This window comes from Pseudoalteromonas sp. SWYJZ19, from assembly GCF_015864375.1.
GTDB classification, from domain to species: Bacteria; Pseudomonadota; Gammaproteobacteria; order Enterobacterales; family Alteromonadaceae; genus Pseudoalteromonas; species Pseudoalteromonas arctica.
This window is the reverse complement of record NZ_JADYXI010000008.1, coordinates 101,099-123,928: the sequence shown is the minus strand read 5'-3', so window position 1 is coordinate 123,928 and position 22,830 is coordinate 101,099. Positions and strand designations below refer to the sequence as shown.

The following is a 22,830-nucleotide window of genomic DNA, read 5'->3' as shown; positions in this document are numbered from 1 at the left end:
ATAAAGGAGCAGGACATGCTGGCTACACTGAGATCTATTGCGGAGTCTGTATCGCGACAAGCGAATTTAGACAGCGCATTAGTGTGCTTTGTGCAAATGGTTAAAGATGCCATGAAAACCCAGTGCTGCTCCATTTATTTTGCAGATTACAGCCAGGACAATTTTGTACTTATGGCAACCGAAGGGCTAAACCCCGATGCGGTAGGTAAGTTTAGAATTGGTTTTACCGAAGGTTTAGTTGGCCTAGTAGCGCAACGTGAAGAACCTATTAATATTGCATTTGCTAAATCGCATCCTCGTTTTAAGCTCTCCCCCGAAGTAAATGAAGAAGGCTACAACGCTTTTTTATCTGTACCCGTTGTTCATCAAAAAAAAGTACTGGGCGTTATTGTTGTCCAACAAAAGATGGCACGTGTATTTAGCCAAGACGAAGAGTCGTTTTTAATAACGCTTTCTGCCCAACTTGCGTCACAGTTAGCGCATGCTGAAATTAAAGAAATACTACGCCAAGATGAATCATCTCATCAAACGTCTGTTTTAAAAGGTGTATCGAGCGCGCCAGGAATAGGTATAGGACAAGCATTTGTTGTATTACCAAAACTTGATTTTAAATCTATTGAGCTTTTAAAAGACAGTGACGTCACTGAGCAGCGTCGTTTGTTTACTCAAGCTGTAGCTGCAACGCGCAAAGAATTTAATACCCTATCGATGACGCTAAGCGATTCTATTCCGCACGAAGCTCTTGCGGTATTTGATGTGTATCAACAACTGCTTGATGCTAAAAGTTTAGGGCATAATGTTGAAATGCAATTACAAGAAGGGTGGTGTGCTAAAAGCGCCCTAAAAATTGTAATAGAGCGTTTAATATCTCAATTTAATGCCATGCAAGACCCTTATATAAAAGAGCGTGCTATTGACGTTAAAGACATTGGTCTTCGCGTATTACACCACCTTGTAAATACCGAGCACGCTGTTAAAAATTATCCGGCCAACACTATTTTAATTGCTAATACCTTAACACCCGCCATGCTTGCTGAAGTGCCAAAAGGTCATTTAATAGGCGTTGTAAGCGTAAATGGCTCTGCAAATAGCCATGCTTCTATATTAACGCGTGCGATGGGCATTCCTGCCATTTGGGGTATAGAGGATTTACCTCTACTGCAGTTTAATGGCAAACCGATGATTTTAGATGCATTTGCTGGGCGTTTATATATATCGCCTTCACAAATGCTGATGGACGAATACACAGAGTTACAGCATCAAGATAACCTACTAAATAACCGCTTTTTAGCTGAGCAAGACTCAGAATCAATTACGCTTGACGGTGAACATGTTAGCTTATTATTAAACGCAGGCCTTGAGCTTAATACTGAGCAAAGTAGCGCGCATATTTGTGACGGTGTGGGGCTTTATCGAACCGAAGCGTGGTTTATGCAAAAGGGTCAGTTTCCTTCGCAATCAGAGCAAGAAAATTGGTACCGAGAAGTACTAACTAGCTATCATCCTAATCCTGTGGTTATGCGTACATTGGATATTGGGGGCGATAAGGTACTTGATTACTTTAATATTACCGAAGAAAACCCATTTTTAGGTTGGCGTGGCATTCGTATTAGTCTTGATCATCCAGAGTTATTTTTAGATCAACTAAAAGCGATGCTTAAAGCTAATATTGGTTTGGGTAATTTAAAAATAATGCTCCCTATGATCAGTGGCACTGAAGAAGTTGATGAGTCACTTGCGTTATTTGAGCAGGCTTATTTTGAGTTAAGTGAAAAATACCCAGAGCAAACCATAGAAAGGCCCGACATAGGTATAATGCTAGAAGTACCTTCAAGTGTATTTATGCTTCCTGAGTGGTCAAAAAAAGTCGATTTTTGCTCAGTAGGTAGTAACGATTTAACACAGTATTTATTAGCAGTAGACAGAGCTAACGCACGTGTAGCCGAACTTTTCAACCCTTATCACCCTGGTGTACTAAGAGTACTAAATAAAGTGGCGCATGAATGTGAGCAATATGAACTGCCATTTAGTTTGTGTGGTGAACTAGGCGGCGATCCTGAAGGGGCTATTTTGCTTATTGCCATGGGTTACAGACGCCTTAGTATGAATTTATCATCGCTTAATAAAGTGAAGTGGGTACTTAGGCGTTTAAATGTCAGTGACATGGAACAACTACTAAGTGAATGTTTAGCGCAATCCACAGCCAAACAAGTACTACGTTTAACGCGAAGCTTTATGCTGGAGCATAAATTAGGTGATTTGTTTTACACCCCAAAATAAGCTTGTACACCTAATTAATTGCAATACACAGATGCTATTAGTTTTATAATCCTTTAATATATAAACCTTAAAAGGGTATTTGAGATTACTATGTATGACTTAGGTTTGTTAGTCGCAAGCTGCGCACTACTAGGCTGTATTGTTGGGTTTTTAGCTGGGTTACTAGGCATTGGCGGCGGTTTAATTATCGTTCCAGTACTAAGCACTCTGCTACTCTCATTTAATGTAACGTCGGCTGATCATGTATTAGTAATTGCTATTGCAACCTCACTCGCTTCTATTTTATTTACTTCAACGTCTTCAGCGCTGGCTCATCATAAAAATGATAACGTGCCTTGGGCAATCGCCCCGTGGGTTATGTCGGGTGTGGCTTTAGGTGCACTAATTAGTGGCTTTGCAGCAAGTTTAATCCCTGAACAAATATTACGTACAGTGTTTGCTATAAGTGTTGTATTTATTGCAGCAAGAATGGTGCTCTCCGCGCGTAATAAACCGATGTCAGAAAGACCGTTGCCGGCAGGTCCTATTTTAGGGGGCGTTTCTGCAATAATGGGCGGGTTATCAGGTTTAATAGGGATTGGCGGCGGAGCTTTAATAGTACCGATGCTTAATTATTTTTCGGTTGATATAAAAAAAGCAATTGGCTGCGCGGCAGCGTGCGGAATTGTTATTGCATTATTTGGCTCTATTGGTTACATCAGCGCAGGCTGGCATGTTACCGATTTAGAGCATGGTTTTGCCGGGTTTGTTTATTTACCTGCATTATTTGGGATTGTTATTACCTCGTGGTTTGTTGCGCCCATTGGCGCCAAAGCAACTCACTATTTACCTGTTAATACAATTAAGAAAGTTTTCGCGGTGCTGCTTGTAGTTATCGCAATTAAAATGGTTTTTAGCTAAAGGTTTATTTTTTATGGCACTTGAGTTTCCTCAAATTGATCCAATTATTTTTTCTGTTGGACCGCTAAGCGTACGTTGGTATGGCTTAATGTACTTAATAGGTTTTGCATTTGCGATGTGGTTTGCTAATCGTCAAGCGTCAAAGCCAAATTCGGGTTGGACTAAAGACCAAGTAAGCGATTTACTGTTTTACGGCATGTTAGGGGTAATACTAGGCGGGCGTATTGGCTACGTATTGTTTTACCAGTTTAGTTATTTTATAGAAAACCCACTGTATTTATTTAGGATAGATCAGGGCGGTATGTCGTTCCATGGTGGAACACTTGGTGTTATAACCGCCGTTGCAATTTTTTCGTGGACGCGTAAAAAGTCACTGCTTCAAGTGGGCGACTTTGTTGCACCACTGGTTCCAGTAGGGCTTTTAGCAGGGCGTATTGGTAACTTTATAAACGGTGAGTTATGGGGCCGAGTTACCGACGTGCCATGGGCAATGGTATTTCCAACGGGCGGTCCGCTTGCGCGTCACCCATCGCAATTATACGAAGCATTTTTTGAAGGCTTAGTGCTGTTTTTAATCCTGCAATGGTTTATTAAAAAACCACGTCCAGCAGGGAGTGTAGCCGGTGTATTTTTATTAGGTTACGGCGTGTTTAGATTCTGTATTGAATATTTCCGCCAACCCGATGCACAACTAGGTTTATTTGCCGACTTTATTTCAATGGGACAAATATTGTCACTTCCTATGATAGTGGGTGGTTTAGGTTTATTAATTTGGGCATACAAGCAACCACAACGCGTTAAAACAGCTAAGGCATAATTAGAAAAGCATGAAACAATATTTAAAATTATGTCAGCGTATTGTTGACGAAGGTCAGTGGGTCGAAAACAAACGTACCGGTACGCGTTGTTTAACCGTTATTAATGCCGATTTAGAATACGATGTGGCTAATAATAAGTTTCCAATGATCACGACGCGCAAAAGTTACTACAAAGCAGCGATTGCTGAGTTACTAGGATATTTACGCGGGTACGACAGCGCTGAGCAGTTTCGTGAGATTGGCTGTAAAACGTGGGATGCTAACGCAAACGATAACAACGCATGGCTTAATAATCCTCACCGTAAAGGCGAGGACGATATGGGCCGTGTTTATGGCGTACAAGGCCGTGGTTGGCAACGTCCAGATGGCTCAACGCTTGATCAGCTTTCCAAAGTTATTAATAACTTAAAAAATGGCATCGATGACCGTGGTGAAATAATCACGTTTTATAATCCAGGTGAGTTTGAGCTTGGTTGTTTGCGGCCGTGTATGCATACGCACACTTTTTCGCTACTTGGCGATACGCTATATTTAACGTCATACCAGCGAAGCTGTGATGTACCGCTTGGCCTTAATTTCAATCAAATTCAGTGTTTTGTGTTGCTTGCGTTAGTGGCTCAAATTACCGGCCACAAAGCGGGTAAGGCGTATCATAAAATTGCTAATGCACATATTTACGAAAACCAACTTGAACTGATGCGAGACGTGCAGTTAACGCGTGAGCCATTTGAATCACCTCAGTTAAAAATTAATCCAAAAATTAAATCATTAGAAGACATAGAAACGTGGGTAACACGAGACGACTTTGAAGTAATAGGCTATCAATGCCATGAAGCGATTCAATATCCATTTTCAGTATAATAAAAGATTAAGGAAAACATAAAATGAAAGCAGTGATCCCAGTAGCGGGCCTTGGTACTCGTATGTTACCAGCCACTAAAGCAATTCCTAAAGAAATGCTTCCAGTGGTAGACCGTCCTTTAATTCAATATGTAGTAAACGAAGCCGTTGCTGCAGGAATTAAAGAAATAGTGTTAGTAACGCACTCAAGTAAAAATTCAATCGAAAATCACTTCGATACAAGTTTTGAACTAGAAGCTACTTTAGAAAAGCGTGTTAAGCGGCAACTACTTGCCGAAGTGCAAGCAATTTGCCCTAAAGACGTAACCATTATTCACGTACGCCAAGGTGAAGCAAAAGGCTTAGGCCATGCTATTAGTTGTGCAGCGCCTATTATTGGTAACGAACCGTTTGTAGTTATTTTACCAGATGTAATTATTGATGATGTAGAGAGCGATCTTAAAAAAGATAACTTAGCAGAAATGATCGCTAATTTTGAGAAAACCAAGCACAGCCAAATTATGGTAGAACCAGTACCAATGGCACAAGTGAACCAGTTTGGTGTGGTTGATTTAGGTGATGTTGACTTAAAGCAAGGTGAAAGCTCGCCAATTCTTAATATGGTAGAAAAGCCGCCAGTAGATGAAGCTCCATCAAACTTAGCTGTAGTGGGTCGATACGTATTAAGCGAAAATATCTGGCCGTTACTTGCAAAAACTCCGCAAGGTGCAGGCGACGAAATTCAATTAACTGACGCAATTGCGATGTTAATGGAACACGAAAAAGTAGATGCATACGCTATAAAAGGCCGTAGCCACGATTGTGGAAGTAAAATTGGTTACTTAAAAGCAACGATTGAATTTGCACTTCGTCGCGACGAATTTGCCGATGAATTAAAATCATTTATCAAAAAACTGATTTAACAGTTAACGTAAAACATGAAAGGCGCCTATATCGGCGCCTTTTTTTATGAGTTTTATCAGGGCCTGTTTATCTTTCGAGGTTAAATTTGCAGCAGGCTGTTTGGTATTTAAGCAAGGCAGAGCCTATGTAGTGTGGTTATTCCCCATAAATAGGCGATAACGTAGCATAAATGCCAAACATGCGCTGCCCGAAGGGTTCTGCCTCGGGGCAATTTACTCTTTGTTGCCTACATGGATGTAGGTAAGGGGCGTGAGCAGGACGCGGAAGCTTTACTCGGTTTTTACTTATTCTTACATGGATGTAAGCCAGTAGAATAACGCAGGAGCAGTTATCGAGCCCACTAGGTTACAAACCTCGCGCCGCGATTAAATGGCCCCTAGATTGAACAAATTTTAATCCTGAAAGGTCAACAGGCCCTAGAATAAAATAAGAAAAGGAATAGCTCTAAAATAAAATTTTTTAAGTCATTACAGACATATTGTTATTTATGTTGTAAAGTTTGTGTTAATTGGCATTGAATTTGTATTAAATAATGCTCTCAAGGAAGGGATGGAGTATGCAACGTTGTGTTTTACGAAATACTGACAAGCATGCGAAGAGCTAAGTTTTATAGCTCACAGCTTAAATAAAGTTAAACGCTTTCTTGTGAGAATGTTTAACTGAAATGTAGTGTAAAAACACTGCTTTCAGGACAACTAATACATGTTTATATATAAAAAAAATAACATTGGGCTTTTACTTAGCTTGCTAATGCTTTTATTTGGTACAGCATGCAGCGTCTCGCCTGAAATAAAAACCATTGATGAACAACCTCAAAGTAACTCGCCTGACTACGTATCAATTACAGCCCTTGAACTTGCACAGCTAAAAGATGCCGCAATGCAGTGGCAACAAGCTCGTGAAGGCATAGAGCGAATTTTAAGATTAGAAAAAGAAATAACTTACCTCGTAAATCATATCGATATTATAAACAGTAAAGCTATTGCACAGTCTAATCAAGGGTATAGCAGCAAGTCTGTACGCTCACCACGTAACACACGCAATGTTAAGTCACGCCAACAAGTTAAACAAAATTACAGTAATAAAAAACAAACTGTAAAATTAAATAAACCTAAACATGTATTTGCTTTACAGGTAGCTTCGGTTGACTCAGAGCAAGGTGTGGCTAAAGCATGGCAAGAGCTAAATACTAAAGCAGCACCGTTGTTTAGAGACAAAATATTGACTAACGTAGAAACCGCCAAAATAAACGACAAAATGTTTTACAGGCTAAAACTTGGCTCTTACCAAAACTTTAAAAATGCAAAAGCAGACTGTGACGTATTCAAGTTATATAAACTCGATTGCATAGTAAGTAACTACACTGATAAGCCAGTAAAGCTTTAGCTCACAGTATGTAATATCAATCTGCAATAATACCTAATCAATTTGAAGGATTAGACCTGATGCTAACTTCGCTAATAATTTTTGATATACGACTGCATGAATGCAGGAGGTAGGGCAATGCAGCAGCAATTAGTGATACCAACTAAATGATGAAATTTTGCCTTGTTATCGATATGGCTTTTCTTACTTCAAGATAGACTACTTAATTAAAAAGTTGCTATAAAGTGGCGCAAAATTTGCTTTGATTTATTATCTTGGTTAGTAGAGTGCTTTTGCAATGCGGTATTTTAAGTCTTGTCATTTAATATCAGTTTTATTCTTATCTTTTTATTTATATGGATGTAGCAGCGCAACTGTAAATAACGAGAGCGTGCAGCATTCTTTAATTACTGATAAACAAGTAAAAGAGTATGTTTCGCAGTGGCACTTACAGCAAGAAAGCATTGGTCGTTTAACTGCTATGGAAGATGATTTACAGCTGTTAATTATGGCGTTATCGTCTCGAAGTGAATTAACTGAAAACCCTCCTTTACTCATGCAAAGTAAAACCGATATCACCTATGGTAATCAGCCTTCACAGAATTTGGAACCGACGGCACTAAATAACACTCCCGAAGTAAAAACACCAAACTTACAAAATTCAGAACTCACCTTAACAGATGAAACTAAAATTGGAGCACAGCTTGGTTGGTATTTAAAGCCAGAGCTTGTTAAAGCAAGAGTCGAAAGGCTTAAGCAATTATACCCCAGTGCATTTACTCAATTTAATTTTACTATGTTTGAACGTAAAAATAATAATATGACTTTGTATGGATTACGTGTAGGTCCATTTAAAAACGATGCTCAAGTAAGTGCGTTTTGTTATTTAGCTAATCAGCTTGATCAAGTATGTAATATTGCTGCTTTTGTCGGAAAACCAATATAATTAATAAATTAGGCCTTTTAAACTTATATAGTATTAAAGTATTTGTACTAATAGTCGATACTAACTATAGTTGGGCAAATATTTGATAAAGCCCATTTTCTTATAAGGATTTAGCATGAAGTTTTATTTATCTGCATTAGCTGTAGCCACCGTGGTCAGCTCGTTTAGCACTTATGCTGCTACAGAGTCATTTGAAGCGAAAGTAACAGTACAAAATGCTGTAGTACTCACAAAAGATAACGATTTAAATTTTGGTACTATTCGTGCTATTTCAGATCCATTAGGCGCCGAACAAGCAACGCTGACAGTTAATCCTGATCCAGCTGCTAGCAATGTTACTTCACAAGATAATCCAACTGGTAACGCTGCGAGTATCTCAATAATTGAAGGTGGTGAAGCGGGCGCTTTTAGTGTTTCAGATGTAGTACCAAATTCTATTTTAACCATTAGCGACCCATTAAATACTTTAGTACAACCTTTAGCTGGTCAAGGGTTGAATGAACCTGATTTTACTGTAGGTGCTTGGACTTACTTTATAACGAGCGGCACTAATGCTGGTGGATTATATACAAGTGCTACGCCCAACCTACAAGCTGGCGTTGATGGCGCTGTATCATTTAATATAGGCGCGACTCTTTCTACTTCATCAAACGCATCAAGTGTGGATTACCCTGATGGTGAGTATTCTGGTAGCTTTAATATTGAAGTGTCATATTAATTAGTGTTTAAACAAACAATGCGCTTTTTGTATGTTTCTGCTTGGCTTTCGTTAATGTTTAGCGAGCAAGCCTATAGCGCAAGCATACAACAAGAAGCGCTTAATTTTGGCACTTTAGTTATCCCTCAAAATAATACTTTAAGCTCTATAACCATTAGCCATGAAGGTGAAACAACCACATTTGGTAATATTTACGTATTAACTGAGGGGAATCCCGCAGAACTTTTATTTACCGATTTACCTCCCCTTACTCAAATATCGTTTAACAAAACGAGTGACTCTACATTGCAAAGTGAAGCGCTAGGAGCTAATAGTGCCAAGTTTTCGGTTGTATTAGTGGATTTACCAAGAACGCAAACTAGCGATGAGTTTGGAGAGCTTTTACTCAAAGTAGGTGGCCGTTTAATAACGACAGGGACTAGCCAAAGTTACTTAGATGGTAGTTTTATTACTGACACCCAATTAGAAATTACGATTGATTACTAAAGGAAAAACATGCTTTATAAAGTTGTAGTGCTGCTCGCACTGAGTGTATGTATTTTAGGAAAAAATGCATACGCAAATTTACTTATCTCTCCAACCCGTATTAGTTTTGATGAACGTCAACGAACCGCTAAAGTTACCGTAATTAATACGGGTGATGAATATCAAACATATCGTGTTTTATGGAGTGAGAAGCAAGCGCAACCTAGCGGTGGCTACATACAGTTGGCAGAGGCTACAAGCGAAAGTTTAAGTTCAATGGCACGTTTGTCACCAAAACAAATGCGTTTAGCACCTGGTGAAAAACAAACAGTAAAAATAGCAATACGTAAACCTAAAGGCCTAGCTTCTGGTGAGTACCGCTCTCATCTTCTATTTCAAGCATTGCCTGGTGAAAATACTAATAAAACAAGCTCAATAAAAGTTAATATGATTATGAGCTACAGTATACCTATTTTATTACGTAAAGACATTAAACAGCCAGTAGTTGCCATAGAGCATGCTAAACTAGTGCTAAATGAAAGCAATCAACGTCCTCAGTTTTTATTGAATATAAAACGAGAAGGTAAGTTTAGTAGCTACGGTAAATTAAGTGCTTACTTTGTTGATAGTAATAACGAGCAAGTTAAAATTGCAGAAATTGGTAATTTAAGTATTTATCCAGAAGTAGATAATGCGTTTGTAACCCTTAGTTTATTTAGTGACAAAAATTTAGATAAAGCAGGAAAAGTCATTTTTAAATATGAAGGCAGTCAAGAATATAAAGACCTTACATTTGCACAATACACTCTGCCTTTAACCTCACAATCACTTAATGTTTTAACAGTGAATGACGCTAAATAATTTATTGTATGCACTATTACTAAGCATAAGTAGTTTGCTTAGTAATAGTGTAATAGCTAATCCTAATTCTTCCGTGGAGGATGCTTTAACAACACTACGCGCAATTGAACTAAAGCTAACTAAGCCCGTTGAAGTAATTGATTATAAAAACAAAGAAAATCAGCAACAGCGAATCGCCACAGGCGAGTTATTAATACTTTCGCTTTATTTAAACTCATACTACTTAGGTGAAGTTGCAGCAATTAAAAGCGAGCAAAGTGTACAAGTTAGTTTAAGCGACTTATTTGATATTCTACAATTTGCAATGAATGTTGATGCTAGCAATCGAATTGCTCAAGGTGTTGGAGCAAATCAACAACCTCTTTTTCTAAATGCAGCGGTTACACCCGCTGTATTTACTAGTCCTACACAGAGCTACTTATTAGCAAAAAATCAAATTACCATTGAAGATGATATTTATGTAGATATTCAAAGTTTACATAATGCTTTAAATCTAGAGTTTAGTATTGATTACCCAGATTTAGAATTACTTATAAGCTCAGATAGCCCCTTACCGGTTGAACAACAAAGATACAGACAGTCGCGCAACCTTAAATCACCTAACAAAAGATCGCCACCTACGCTGCCATGGAAAGCTAGCCCATATAAAGCGCTATCTTCTCCGGTTGCCGACTTACAACTAAATTTTACCGCGAGCGATGATAGACATTCTACGAACTATTCACTTTTAGGCACTCAAGACTTTGCGTATTTATCTGCAGAGTATTTTTTGTCTGGACGAAGTACTGACTTACTTACCAACTCTAGGTTAACGTTTACAAAGCAAAACTTAGACAAAGAAATAAAAAACAGCTTCATGCCTACTGAAATATCTTTTGGTGATGTTATCGCCACGCAAGTTGGCAATAGCTACAGTAGTCAGTATGCCCGAGGTGTTAAAGTTTCTAATAATGTAACCAATAGAAAAATAGTCAATAATCAAATTAACTTAAGCGGTGCTATACAGCCAGGTTGGGATGTAGAACTGTACCGTAATGAAATATTAATAGACCAGCAGCTTAGCCTCGCAGATGGGCGTTATATTTTTGATAATATAAACCTATTATTCGGAGCTAATAATTTTGAGCTTATTTTTTATGGGCCTCAAGGTCAAGTTGAGCGTAAAAGTGATTATTACTTTGTGGACGGAAATCAACTTAAGCAGGGACAAGGTAACTATGAATTGTCGGTTACTGAACAAGGCAAGCAATTACTAAATAACAATGTTTCAAGCTCGCAGGGGCAGGGTTGGCAAATTGCGGGTAGATATGAGCAAGGGCTTACAGATAATATATCTGTATACACGGCTACATCAGGTCAAAAAAACACAGATGACGATTTACTTAAGTATGCATTTGGTACCAACATAAGCTTATTTGACCGATTATTATTAAATGCGAATGTTGAAAAAAATAATAACAATGAACAAGAATTTGAATTTACAGCCCGAACTCAAATTGCCGAACAATCACTACTTTTTAGCGCTACAAATCGTACAGACGAACAGCAGCAAGATTTTAATAGCTACCAAATAAATTTAGCTGGTGGGCTAATGAATAATACCTATGGACGCCTTTCTTATCAAAATAACATCCTATATGACGATAGTGATACTAGAGGGCGCTTTAAACAAGTACGCAACCAGTTCAACTACTCATACTCAGGATTTGCACTAAGTAACCAATTGCTGTGGCAACAAGACGATAGCTCTAAGAGTACTTTTGGAACAACACGTTTTCAAAAGCGCTTTGGGAGAACCTACACAAGGTTTGGTATAGATTATAGTATATCGCCAGTAAGTGAGCTTGTTAGTTACGAGGCTGAGTTTAGCCGCAACTTGGGCCGAGATTTACAAGCGGAACTTACTTTAACTGATTCACTTCGTAATAATATTCAATCGGCCGAATTAGGGCTCAATTGGCAAAGCGACAAGTTTAGTTTAACGAGTAACTTAAACTACAACAGTAACGATGATTGGCGGCTCGGCATTTATAGCCGTTTTAGCTTAGGTTTTGATGTTGAACATAATACATATTTTGTCTCTAAGCGCACCTTAACTAACACGGGTAGCTTAATGTTACGCGTATTTTTAGATCAAAATAATAACGGTATTATGGATGATGATGAGCACGGCGTTGCCGGCGTAAAAGTAAAAGGCGTTCACAATTATCGTCAAGCAATTACAGACGAACACGGCGTTGCGCTATTAACTTCAATGCCAGCAAATCGTACAACAGATATAATACTTGATAGAAATAGTTTTGAAGATCCGTTTTTAATACCAGCTAATGAGGGTTTTTCTATTACACCAAGGGCTGGTTTTGTAGAGTATATGGACTTCGCATTAAATAATGCCAGTGAAGTAGAGGGAGTTGTTTATCAACAAAAAGGTGATACAACACAGATCCAACCCTTTGCAAATATAGCGCTGTTGAATGAGAAAGGGGATCAAGTTGCACAAACTCAAGCAGCATATGATGGCTATTACTTATTTACAGACCTTAAACCGGGGCAGTATAAAGCAGTAATTGATGATGAATATAAACAACGCAAGCAGCTAAAAAACACTCAAAATATAACAGTTAATTTATCGCCTCAAGGAGATGTAGTAATGGGCGTTGATTTAACATTAAAGGCGCTCAGTGCAACAACTGGAAGCATTGCCAATGCAGGAAGTTTTAGTTCGTTAAATATCTTAAAAATTTATTACCGTTTAATAGCACCACGAATAGAGCAGCAAGAAGCTTTTTATATGCATGATAAAGCTAAAAATAAATTTATTTTAGCCTTAGCGTACGCAACAAACAGTTCGCCAGAGCTTATTTCTGTATGCGACTCAGTAAAAGCGCAAGGATTAAAGTGTGTTGTTGAAACACATAAAATACTCCATTAAAGGAATTAGGATGAAAAGAGTTCAATGTATATTTTTAATCAGTGCAATGTTGCTAAGTTATGGTTGTGCGAATAATAAAGCAATTGATGGTAGTGCTACTCAGACCAACGTAACTGACGAAAAAAGCTACGTAAAAATAACAAAGCAAGAACTTGAAACTTTAAAAATAAGCTCCCAGCAGTGGCAAAATATGAAGCCAGAACTTGCGCGTTTATTACTTATTGAAGACGACTTAAGCTTACTAATATCGCAACTCAATACAATTGCAAAAGAAAATGAGCAGAAAAATGCACCAGTAATAAAAGCAGAAATCGTTAATACCAACACAATTAATCGCTCCAATTTACAAGTAACAAAACCAGTTGATCCTAAATTTGCTTTACAAGTGCTTTCAATAACGCAAAAAGAACAACTCTCTTTAGCTTTTAGGCAACTTCAAAAAAAGCTTCCTAGCTTACTAGGCGATAATTTTGTGATGAATGTTGAAACAATAAATGTAAAAGGAGTTATGTATAACCGCTTAAAGCTAGGCGCATACATAGACAAAAAAAACGCTATGGGTGACTGTCAAAAATTAAAGAGCCAAAATATAAATTGTTTAGTTAGTTATTACGTAGATCAGCCCTTTACCGCACAATAGCTAAGTCGGCATACAAATTGCTTCATCCTCAGTATGTTTTGAAGAGGATGGCAATTATGCGCCTTTTACTGCCTTTATTATTTTTAAATTTAGCTGCTTGTAACTTGGTGCCGCCGCCAGAACCAAGTGTGCCTACAGATGCACCTAGAGCAGCCATGGCTCCTTTTACGGTTAATGACTATGTAGTTAATTTAACGTCGCAACTTAACCACCTAAACGGAGCATTAAATGCTAATGCACGTGTTGGCGTTAGTAGCTTCTTTTATGCAGATGCACTAGATACAAAATTAGTGACAGGGCAAGCCTCAGGCTTAAGTCAGCAGATCCAAGAAAGTCTGCTTACACAATTTACTCAACTGGGTTATCACACCGTTGAGTACAGACTTGGGAATAACCTCTCTTTATCAGAAAACTCAGACAGTATTTTAAGTCGCGATTTAAGTAAATTACGTAATCGCCAAAATATTGACTTAGTTATCACAGGAACAGTGACTCGTCAGCAGCATGCATACATAGTTAATGCACGACTTGTGAATATAGAAAATAAACAGGTGCTCTCTGCGGGAAGTACCGAGATCCCAATTAATGTAATGTGGGGCAATGAGAAAATTCAGCAGCGTGACGGACTTTTATACCGAAGCGAATACTAATTTGGAGCACAAAATGAAAAACCTATTAATTACATTATGCTTACCACTGGGCTTTGGTTGCTCTCAAATACTAGGCACAATGAATACAGACACCGCAACACCACAAAGTGAGCAAAGCAACCAACTGGTGAGTAACCAACGCGACGTTGCAGCACCTGTTTCTGACGATAACTTATTTCAGTCAGGAATGGCTCCACAAGATAACTACACAAAAGCAACACCGCCAATGCGCAAAAATATTAACCATTATGTGCGCGGCATAATGCAAGACATGGTTGAAAACTTACAGTACGTAAGTGAACAAACACCGTTAGCTGTTTCGAGTTTTATTTTTTTAGATGAAGACTACAACGATGGTAGCTTACTAGGAAACCAAATTGCAGAAAGCTTCATGCATGAATTACACAGCTTTGGTGTACCCGTTATTGATTTTAAAACAACTGATTATATGCGTGTTACCTCAACAGGCGACTTTGTATTTAGTCGCGACTATTTAGAGCTAAATCAAGATCAAAACTTTAAGTATGTACTAGCCGGTACGCTTGTAAACCATCAAGGTGGTGTACTTGTTAATGCACGTATTGTTGGGCTAGAAAGTAAGGCCGTAGTCGGTTCTGCACAAGGGTTTATTCCACAGTCAGTTGTTGATGCGCTTAATAGTAGCTATCGCACTGATGGCATAATGTTAAAACAAGCAAGCAAGTGAGATAATTATGTATAGTAAATTATTTAACCGCTTTATCGTTTTTTTTGCTTTAGCTAATTTAACTGGTTGTGCCTTTACTCAAAATAATGAAAGTGCTGAAATGAATGCATCTTCAACCACACAAGTAAATTATGACTTAGCAAGCATGCTTAAAACAGCCGAGCAAAAATCAACTCAAGATGATGCTAACGGCAATCAATTTACACCACTTCAGCACCATAAAACACTTGCTAACTATGTAGAGCAAATGGCACTTGATTTGGTTGATACGCTTGAGTTTGAAAGTGATACCGACGCCAATATTAATATTGCCGTTACTACCTTGGTCGATCTTGATTCATCGCTTACTAAAAGTAATCAATTAGGTAATCAAATTTCTGAAACGTTAATTCATCAGTTACAAAAGTTTGGTTATGGCGTGGTTGATTTTAAAACCACTCAAACAATAGATGTAAATAGTCGTGGTGATTTTGCTTTTTCGCGCGATATTGAAAAGCTTAGTGAAGATCAAATGGCGAGCCATGTATTAGCGGGTACATTAATTTATCGCAGTGATGCTGTTGTTGTAAATACACGTGTAATTAACGCGCATACAAAAAAAATCGTCGCGAGTAGTCGAAAACTAATCCCAATTTATGTACTAAATAAAGAAGATATATACTTATCAAGCAATTAAGTTCAGTTGTCACTTGATATAAAAAACCAGATGCCGTTATAATTCACACCTCTAAGCACACAGCTTGTTTGTGGCCTCTTAGTTAAATGGATATAACGGCCCCCTCCTAAGGGGCAGTTGCAAGTTCGATTCTTGCAGGGGCTACCAATTAAATAAATGAGTTATGGTTTTATTTTCCTTCCGAATACTTCATGTATAGCGCATATGTAGTCGTGTTTCGTTTTTAATTAATGGTATTTAACACTTCTTGCTCACATTTTTCACGCTCTGCAATCATTGCTTCAAAGTCAGCTTGAATTTGCGTTAGAACGGCTGGTGGATTAAGTCGTTTGATTCTTTTAAATTGAATGCTTTCTTCTTCATCATAGGCGAGTATAGCTAAAGTGATTTTTTCGCGTTCAATACCATTTGAAAATAATCCTTCTGCATCTAATTGCATAAGTACTTTTTCCATTGCTGTAAGCCATTGGTGCCAATTATCCATCGCCTCTATATCTGATTGAAACAAATCAATGCTGTTTTCTAGTTTTTGGCATTCTAGCGTTGTTTCATCAAAGTATTCTGAATAACTCTCAAGCGTCGGGTAGTCATCAGGGTTCCATTTAGCCATGTAAAAGCTACTTACATCGTTGTTGTACTCTGTTTCAAATACTTCTTTTAAATCTGATAAAGTATTAAACATTGGAAGTAATGAGTAGCTGCCTGTGTGGTAATAGCCCATTACATAAAGGTCGTTACCATATTTTTGAATGATGTCTTTAAATGCTTTTTTGGTATCTTGATAAAGTGTTTTTTCGAAGTTTTTAGTATCTAACATGAGGTCATTATTTCTTTTATGATTACAGAAATTTATATGAAAAAGAGAGTGATTAAAACTCACCCTGCAAACAATAAAATAACCAGAGCTACTACTCTGGTTATTGTAAGTTAATATTAACCATCACTCGTAATTGTATTGATTAACTCACTCAGTACCGCTTCGGCCTTACTTGTTTCTACTTGGCAAGTACCGGCATTTAAGTGGCCACCACCATTATATTTTAAGCACAGCTCGCCAACATTGGTGTTCGAACTGCGGTTAGTGATAGATTTACCAACGGCATACACTACGTTTTGCTTTTTAAGGCCCCACATTTTATGAATCGAGATATTGCAGTCGGGGTACATTGCATAAATAACAAATCGATTTGTGGCGTAAATAGTTTCTTCTTGGGTTAAATCAAGGATCACTAAGTTTTTATGCACGGTAGCGCATTGAGAAATTTGCTCTTTTGCTTTTTCGTTATGCTCGTTATATAAAGCAACACGCTCGGCTACATCTTCCATTTTTAGAATGTCTTGTATGCTCTGATCTTTACACGCATCAATCAGTTTCATCATTAATTGGTAATTTGAAATTTTAAACTCGCGAAAACGGCCAAGTCCTGTACGCGCATCCATAATAAAGTTCATTAATACCCAATCGGTTGGGTTTAATATTTCGTCTTTTGAAAACTGAGCAGCATCGCCTTTATCTACCGCGTCCATCATTTCAACAGAAATATTTGGAAGTTTTTCAGCGCCGCCATAATAGTCATAAACTACGCGAGCAGCTGATGGGGCTTCTGGGTCAATAATATGATTTTTTATGTCGCTTGAGTTACGAACGGTTTCGCTAAGGTGATGATCAAATGCTATATGACAGCCTGCAACGTAGGGGAGGTTGGTCGTAATGTCATTTTCGGTAATGCCTATTTTGCCGTCTTGCATGTCTTTTGGATGAACAAATAAAATATCGTCAATTAGGTCTAAGTCTTTAAGCAATACGGCACACACTAAGCCATCAAAATCGCTGCGAGTGACTAGTCTAAATTTATTATTGGGCATAGCTATTCCATCTTTTTAATTGAATTATCAATTAAGTGTAACAGTTAAATTTTTTTTTGAGAGATCAGCTTAAAAAAATTATAAAAAAAAGCCAAAACGTTAGTTTTGGCTTTTACTTAGCAAGTTTGTATGTGTAGTAAATAGGTTATGCGCCTGGGCCACATTCCATACATGAATTTACAATGTCTGGGCCAAATTTAAGTTTGGCATTTAAGTCGCGAAGGGCGGTACGTAACCCTTCTTCAATTACTGGGTGGTAAAATGGCATATCAAGCATTTCTGGTACGGTCATTTTGTTTTGTACAGCCCATGCTAGTAAGTGAGCGATGTGTTCGGCTTGTGGGCCAATAAATTCTGCACCTAAAAATAAACCTGTACCTTGCTCTGCGTATACTCGCATATGACCTTTGTTTTTAAGCATTACTCGGCTACGACCTTGGTTTTCAAAGCTGACTTCGCCTACTTCAAAACAACCGCATGGGCCTAATCGGTCAGTAATTTGCTTGTAGCTTTCGCCTACCATTGCTATTTGTGGGTCGCTAAATACAGCTGCAATTTTAGCTCTGCGCAGACCTATACGTACATCTGGGAAGCGCCCTGCATTTTGACCTGCAATAGCACCTTGGTCAGATGCTTCGTGTAGCAGTGGTAGCATGTTACTTGCATCGCCTGCTATAAATATGTTTGACTCACCACATTGCATTGTGTGCGTGTCTGCGTGCGGTACGCCGCGTTCATCAAGCTCAATGCCGGTGTTTTCAAGGCCTAGTTTATCTACGTTAGGTACTCGGCCTGTGGCTGCAAGTACGTAGTCAAACTGTTCGGTGTGTTTTTCACCTTGTTTGTCGGTGTAAGTTAGCTGTGCTTTGTCGCCAACTTGCATCATGTCAGATACGTTTGAGTCGGTATCTACAAAAAATTCTTCAGCAAAAACAGTATTTGCATAGTCTTTTACGACTGGATCTGTAAGTGGGCCAATTGCGCCGCCTACACCAAATAGTTTTACATTTACGCCTAGTCGGCTAAGTGCTTGGCCAATTTCAAGACCTATTACACCAGGGCCAAATACAGCGACTGATTCTGGTAGGTCATCCCAATCAAATACGTCGTCGTTTATAATAAGTTTGTCGCCAAAGTTATTAAATACGCCAGGGTACGAAGGGCGTGAACCGGTGGCAATTACAAAGCGTTTTGCTGTAATAATTGTGTGGTCGTCTATTTGTATGCGGTTTGTGTCTAAAAATTTAGCGTAACCACGAATTTTATCACCATCTGGTAATTCATCTACGGCTTCTACTACGAATCCTGCAAAACGATCTCGTTCACTTTTAACGCGTGCCATAACTGCTTTGCCATCAATGACTGGCTTTGAGCTATGAACACCAAATGCAGGAGCCATTTCAATTGCGTGTGCAGCTTCTGCGGCTGCAATCAATAACTTGCTTGGCATACAACCAACACGTGCACATGTGGTGCCGTATGGGCCTGATTCGATCATTAATACATTTTGTGTGAACTGTTTAGCATTACGATAAGCACTTAAACCAGCAGTGCCTGCGCCTATAACAACAACATCGGTTTGCAATTCTTTCATAGTATTTTTTCCTCTAATAAATAGGGGCATAAAAGCCCCTATTTTTTACCTACTAACGTTAGGTATTTAATTTACTTATTAATTAAGCAAAGTATTTTTCTAAGTCGTCTGAACCACCGATGTGTTTACCACCAATGAATATTTGTGGAACAGTGTCACGACCAGATACAGCTTTTAGACTTGTTAGTGATGCGCCTGCACCCATAACAATCTCTTCATATGCGAAGCCTTTTTCTGCAAGAAGCTCTTTTGCTTTTTTACAGAAAGGACAGCCAGGTTTAGTAAAGATGCTTACTGGTTCTGGTTTAGCTTGCTTAGGGTTGATGTAATCAAGCATTGTGTCTGCGTCTGATACTTCAAACGGGTCACCTGGTAAATCTGGTTCGATAAACATTTTGTCAATCACGCCATCTTTAACAAGCATAGAGTATCTCCAGCTGCGCTTACCAAAGCCTAGGTCGTTCTTGTCTACTAACATGCCCATGCCGTCAGTAAATTCGCCGTTGCCGTCTGGTAATAAAGTAATGTTTTGCGCTTCTTGATGCTCAGCCCATGCGTTCATTACAAAGGTATCGTTTACTGATAAACATACAATTTCGTCAACGCCGTTTTGCTTAAGTACGCCTGCTAATTCGTTGTAACGTGGTAAGTGAGTTGATGAACATGTTGGTGTGAATGCACCTGGTAGTGAAAACACTACAACAGTTTTACCTTTAAAAATGTCATCTGTTGTTACTGATTTCCAATCGTTATTTTGACGAGTTGCAAATGTAACACTTGGGATTGTTTGACCTTCGATATTGTTTAACATAATTTTTGTTCCTCTTGATTTGTTGATAGCCATTATGGTGAATAATTAAATATAGTTCCAATCGTTTGTTTGTATTAAACTGATAGTTATAAACTATCACGTAGAGCTGAATATGAACTTAAAAGATTTTGAATATGTAAAAGCAATAGCGCAATATAAACATTTTCGCAAAGCTGCCGATGCATGTTTTGTAAGCCAGCCTACATTAAGTGGTCAAGTAAAAAAACTCGAAAATGAGCTTGGCGTTACTTTGTTTGATCGCTCAACCAAGCAAGTTACCTTAACAGCAAAAGGTGAACGTTTGTTGACGCAAATAGAGATTATTTTAGAGCAAACGCAAATACTCAAAGAACTTGCTGCTACTTCTAACGAGCCTCTACAAGGTAAATTAACTATTGGTATTATTCCTACCATTGCACCTTACTTGTTGCCTGCGTTACTAACATCGATGAAAGCGGCATTTATTGATAGCCAGTTTTCGTTTATTGAGATGCAAACAGCAACAATTTTAGAAGCTTTAAACAAGGGTGAACTCGACTTTGCTATTTTAGCCGATGTGCCAGAGCTTATTAATTACCATACGGTTGCTTTATACAAAGAAGATTTTTTAGTGGCGGTATCACACGATAACGCGCTGTCTAAGCATAAAAAAGTAGCGCTGAGCGATCTTCAAGGATGCAGCCTATTAATGTTAAGTGATGGCCATTGCTTTAAAGATCAAGCCCAAAAGTTTTGTTTTTCTGCGGGAGTCGATGTATCTAACCAGTATAAAGGTAATAGTTTAGAAACATTATTAGCGTTAGTGGCTATGGATGACGGTATTACATTTGTACCAAAGTTGGCATGTACCGACCGTGTAGGGATTGATTACTTGCCTATATTCCCTAATCAGCAGCGTAATGTGGTGTTTGCATGCAGAAAGCATTATCCGCATTTATCTGGTGTAGAACAATTGGGCGAGTGGTTATCGGCTCACCCTAATTTAAAAGCTAAATTAACTAAAAAGATTAATTAAAGATCTTGGCTGATTATTTCTACAACATCGTTAATTTGCACGCCAGGTAGTGGTTTGTCATCAATACTGACAGCTACTGCAGTTTGCTGATAAAGCTGCTCTACGCGAATTTTATTAAGCGTGGTGATGGTGTGCGGCATAACATTACCTGCCGCGTCGGTTAAATAGTTATGGTGCGCAATGCTTAGCATTTGGCCTTTTTTTAACCCATGAGCTTTACCTAAGTTAATAACGATTTTGCTATTTTCCATATGCATTATTTTACCTTGAGTAGGTAAACACGCCATGGCTGCTTGAATGTCATAACTTACTGATTGGTTGATATCGGTTATGCTTTGCCCATAAGGTGATTGCCAAAACCTATCACTATTAACATCAACTATGGTTGTTTTTTCAAATGGCCAAATTGCTTGAGTATGGTAACTATTTTGCCAAAGTTGCTCATAGGTAGTGCCATCAAACAGTGCAAACTCAATGTTGTAACTGCGCTCATAAGCCTCGTCTTGCCAAAATGCATAATCGTTATTGAGTTTGTCGCTCGTTGAAAGGCTCGTTATTTGGCTAAGTAGGACATATTGAGCATTACTACGCGAAGATATTTCTTCTAATTGGGCATTTGAATAGTCGTGCTGCTGCGAAAAGTATTTATCAACGCTTATTGCATTATTATAGTAAGCAATAGGTACTGCGCTCATTTTTGATTTTTGCAGGGAAGTAAAAATATTTTTGCTAATCGCTTTGCTTACGTCAAATATTTGACCCATTTTGGCGTGTTCACGATGCACTAGTTGGCTTTGTGTAACGGCCACAAACTTATTAAAACTATTTTGTGGGCATTGCTCTGTTTGAGAAAAAATATCGAGTCGTAATGTAACGGCAAATTTATTGTCGTATTTATTTTCGCTGACTAGTTCAATTTTTTGAATTTCGCCGTGGCTGCTAATTTTTAGCTGATCTTGCATTAACACGCCATCTACCAGGGTCTGTACAGAGCTAACCCGTGCGCCAGAGAACACTAACGCTTGTGTAATCGCATCTTTTATAGCGGCAGATTTAGCTGCGCTCGTATCACCATTTTGAACGTTCGCATGGCCTGTTGATTCATACCACTGCGCTTTAGTAAAAGGGGAGAACGTTAATAATGCCGTTGCACTTAACCCTGCAAATGCCAATAATAAAAACGACTTCATACTTTTACTCCAATTAAACGTTAGCTATTAACTAGGTAGAGCAAGGACTGTACCAATGTTATTTGGTAATTATTAGTAATGCTATAAATGGCATTAAACGTGCATATGTACTGCTAATTACTATACAAGGGCTAAATGCTATGCGAGCAATTTCATTACTTATTACACTTGGGTGTTTAACCTTAGGTGGTTGTAGCAGCGTTTTTGATAAGCATGTTGAATATAAATATGTAGAGCCAAATAATTACCCTGTTTTAAAAGCGATAGGGTATGCACCTATTAGCTTGCAAAAAGGCGCTAACCTGTCGCAAAAGCAACTTATGGCAATTAAGGCTTCTAAGCTTGAGGCTTATCGCGAGCTTACTGAGCAAGTATATGGGCAAAAAATTACCGCAGGAACAACGGTGGAAGGTTCAATTGCTCAAGACGATTACCTAGAAAGTAAAGTGCAGGGGCTTATTAAAGGTGCACAAATAATTAAAACTTACGCAGTAGATGACACTTACGTGACCGAGCTTGAGCTTAATATGAAGCGTGTGCACGATTTATACATAGGTGAAGTAAAACCACGCGAAGTTAAAAAAGTAACTTATTACTAAATAGCCCAGTTAATTAAAAAAGTTATTCAAAATA

22 protein-coding genes and 1 tRNA gene are annotated in these 22,830 nt (G+C 38.4%); 18 read left to right on the top strand and 5 right to left on the bottom strand.

The features are described 5' to 3' along the window. Positions 1-15: 15 nt before the first annotated feature. The 16 genes from ptsP (at position 16) to I6F45_RS10125 (ending at position 15,868) form a co-directional block, all read left to right on the top strand. On the top strand, positions 16-2,280 hold the full coding sequence (ptsP, locus tag I6F45_RS10200; protein WP_165727554.1) for a phosphoenolpyruvate--protein phosphotransferase: 2,265 nt from the start codon (positions 16-18) through the stop codon (positions 2,278-2,280). 90 nt (positions 2,281-2,370) lie between these two features. Continuing rightward, entirely contained in the window at positions 2,371-3,180 is an 810-nt protein-coding gene (locus I6F45_RS10195) for a sulfite exporter TauE/SafE family protein (protein ID WP_197160396.1), read from the top strand. 13 nt (positions 3,181-3,193) lie between these two features. Beyond that, positions 3,194-3,997 carry a prolipoprotein diacylglyceryl transferase gene (gene lgt, locus I6F45_RS10190; protein ID WP_165727553.1) on the top strand — a complete coding sequence of 268 codons (804 nt, stop codon included), beginning with the start codon at positions 3,194-3,196 and terminating at the stop codon, positions 3,995-3,997. Positions 3,998-4,007: 10 nt separating this feature from the next. Beyond that, complete coding sequence (locus I6F45_RS10185; protein ID WP_101217579.1) at positions 4,008-4,859, top strand: thymidylate synthase; 852 nt, start codon at positions 4,008-4,010, stop codon at positions 4,857-4,859. A gap of 23 nt (positions 4,860-4,882) precedes the next feature. After that, entirely contained in the window at positions 4,883-5,761 is an 879-nt protein-coding gene (gene galU, locus I6F45_RS10180) for a UTP--glucose-1-phosphate uridylyltransferase GalU (RefSeq protein ID WP_007583126.1), read from the top strand. A 703-nt stretch (positions 5,762-6,464) separates the two neighbouring features. After that, the gene (locus I6F45_RS10175; RefSeq protein ID WP_024592961.1) at positions 6,465-7,148 is read left to right on the top strand and encodes an SPOR domain-containing protein; all 684 of its coding nucleotides are present in this window, start codon (positions 6,465-6,467) and stop codon (positions 7,146-7,148) included. A 370-nt stretch (positions 7,149-7,518) separates the two neighbouring features. Further along, a complete protein-coding gene (locus tag I6F45_RS10170) occupies positions 7,519-8,073 on the top strand; it encodes an SPOR domain-containing protein (RefSeq protein WP_165721033.1) in 555 nt (184 codons plus the stop codon). Positions 8,074-8,188: 115 nt separating this feature from the next. Continuing rightward, positions 8,189-8,791, top strand: a complete 603-nt coding sequence (locus I6F45_RS10165; protein ID WP_165727552.1) for a DUF4402 domain-containing protein — start codon at positions 8,189-8,191, stop codon at positions 8,789-8,791. 3 nt (positions 8,792-8,794) lie between these two features. Next, positions 8,795-9,277, top strand: a complete 483-nt coding sequence (locus I6F45_RS10160; protein ID WP_024589985.1) for a DUF4402 domain-containing protein — start codon at positions 8,795-8,797, stop codon at positions 9,275-9,277. A 9-nt stretch (positions 9,278-9,286) separates the two neighbouring features. Then, positions 9,287-10,117, top strand: coding sequence for a fimbrial biogenesis chaperone (locus I6F45_RS10155; RefSeq protein WP_197160395.1), 831 nt, complete (start codon positions 9,287-9,289; stop codon positions 10,115-10,117). Between the two features lie 34 nt (positions 10,118-10,151). Then, on the top strand, positions 10,152-13,049 hold the full coding sequence (locus I6F45_RS10150; RefSeq protein ID WP_231609649.1) for an MSCRAMM family adhesin SdrC: 2,898 nt from the start codon (positions 10,152-10,154) through the stop codon (positions 13,047-13,049). A 10-nt stretch (positions 13,050-13,059) separates the two neighbouring features. Beyond that, positions 13,060-13,689: an SPOR domain-containing protein gene (locus I6F45_RS10145; RefSeq protein ID WP_197160393.1), complete on the top strand. Its 630-nt coding sequence runs from the start codon at positions 13,060-13,062 to the stop codon at positions 13,687-13,689. Between the two features lie 56 nt (positions 13,690-13,745). Then, positions 13,746-14,339, top strand: coding sequence for a FlgO family outer membrane protein (locus I6F45_RS10140; protein WP_197160391.1), 594 nt, complete (start codon positions 13,746-13,748; stop codon positions 14,337-14,339). A gap of 13 nt (positions 14,340-14,352) precedes the next feature. After that, entirely contained in the window at positions 14,353-15,045 is a 693-nt protein-coding gene (locus I6F45_RS10135) for a FlgO family outer membrane protein (protein WP_024589981.1), read from the top strand. Positions 15,046-15,052: 7 nt separating this feature from the next. Continuing rightward, entirely contained in the window at positions 15,053-15,721 is a 669-nt protein-coding gene (locus I6F45_RS10130) for a FlgO family outer membrane protein (RefSeq protein ID WP_165727548.1), read from the top strand. A 72-nt stretch (positions 15,722-15,793) separates the two neighbouring features. Then, a tRNA-Arg gene (locus I6F45_RS10125) sits at positions 15,794-15,868 on the top strand. 76 nt (positions 15,869-15,944) lie between these two features. Here the strand turns inward: I6F45_RS10125 and I6F45_RS10120 are convergent. The 4 genes from I6F45_RS10120 to I6F45_RS10105 all read right to left on the bottom strand — a co-directional run bounded on the left by I6F45_RS10120 (position 15,945) and on the right by I6F45_RS10105 (position 19,992). Next, on the bottom strand, positions 15,945-16,538 hold the full coding sequence (locus I6F45_RS10120) for a DUF4303 domain-containing protein (RefSeq protein WP_197160389.1): 594 nt from the start codon (positions 16,536-16,538) through the stop codon (positions 15,945-15,947). Positions 16,539-16,654: 116 nt separating this feature from the next. After that, on the bottom strand, positions 16,655-17,587 hold the full coding sequence (locus tag I6F45_RS10115; RefSeq protein WP_165740789.1) for an exopolyphosphatase: 933 nt from the start codon (positions 17,585-17,587) through the stop codon (positions 16,655-16,657). Between the two features lie 145 nt (positions 17,588-17,732). Beyond that, complete coding sequence (locus I6F45_RS10110; protein WP_007583146.1) at positions 17,733-19,181, bottom strand: dihydrolipoyl dehydrogenase; 1,449 nt, start codon at positions 19,179-19,181, stop codon at positions 17,733-17,735. A gap of 82 nt (positions 19,182-19,263) precedes the next feature. Continuing rightward, positions 19,264-19,992, bottom strand: coding sequence for a glutathione peroxidase (locus tag I6F45_RS10105; protein WP_010553231.1), 729 nt, complete (start codon positions 19,990-19,992; stop codon positions 19,264-19,266). Between the two features lie 112 nt (positions 19,993-20,104). On the opposite strand from I6F45_RS10105, the gene I6F45_RS10100 reads away from it, so the two are divergent. Continuing rightward, positions 20,105-21,007: a LysR substrate-binding domain-containing protein gene (locus I6F45_RS10100; RefSeq protein ID WP_165727536.1), complete on the top strand. Its 903-nt coding sequence runs from the start codon at positions 20,105-20,107 to the stop codon at positions 21,005-21,007. Here the strand turns inward: I6F45_RS10100 and I6F45_RS10095 are convergent. Continuing rightward, positions 21,004-22,197 carry a flagellar assembly protein FlgT gene (locus I6F45_RS10095; RefSeq protein WP_165727535.1) on the bottom strand — a complete coding sequence of 398 codons (1,194 nt, stop codon included), beginning with the start codon at positions 22,195-22,197 and terminating at the stop codon, positions 21,004-21,006. The two genes, I6F45_RS10100 and I6F45_RS10095, sit on opposite strands and share 4 nt — an antisense overlap. A 140-nt stretch (positions 22,198-22,337) precedes the next feature. On the opposite strand from I6F45_RS10095, the gene I6F45_RS10090 reads away from it, so the two are divergent. Then, positions 22,338-22,796 carry an LPP20 family lipoprotein gene (locus I6F45_RS10090; RefSeq protein WP_024593173.1) on the top strand — a complete coding sequence of 153 codons (459 nt, stop codon included), beginning with the start codon at positions 22,338-22,340 and terminating at the stop codon, positions 22,794-22,796. Positions 22,797-22,830 lie beyond the last annotated feature (34 nt).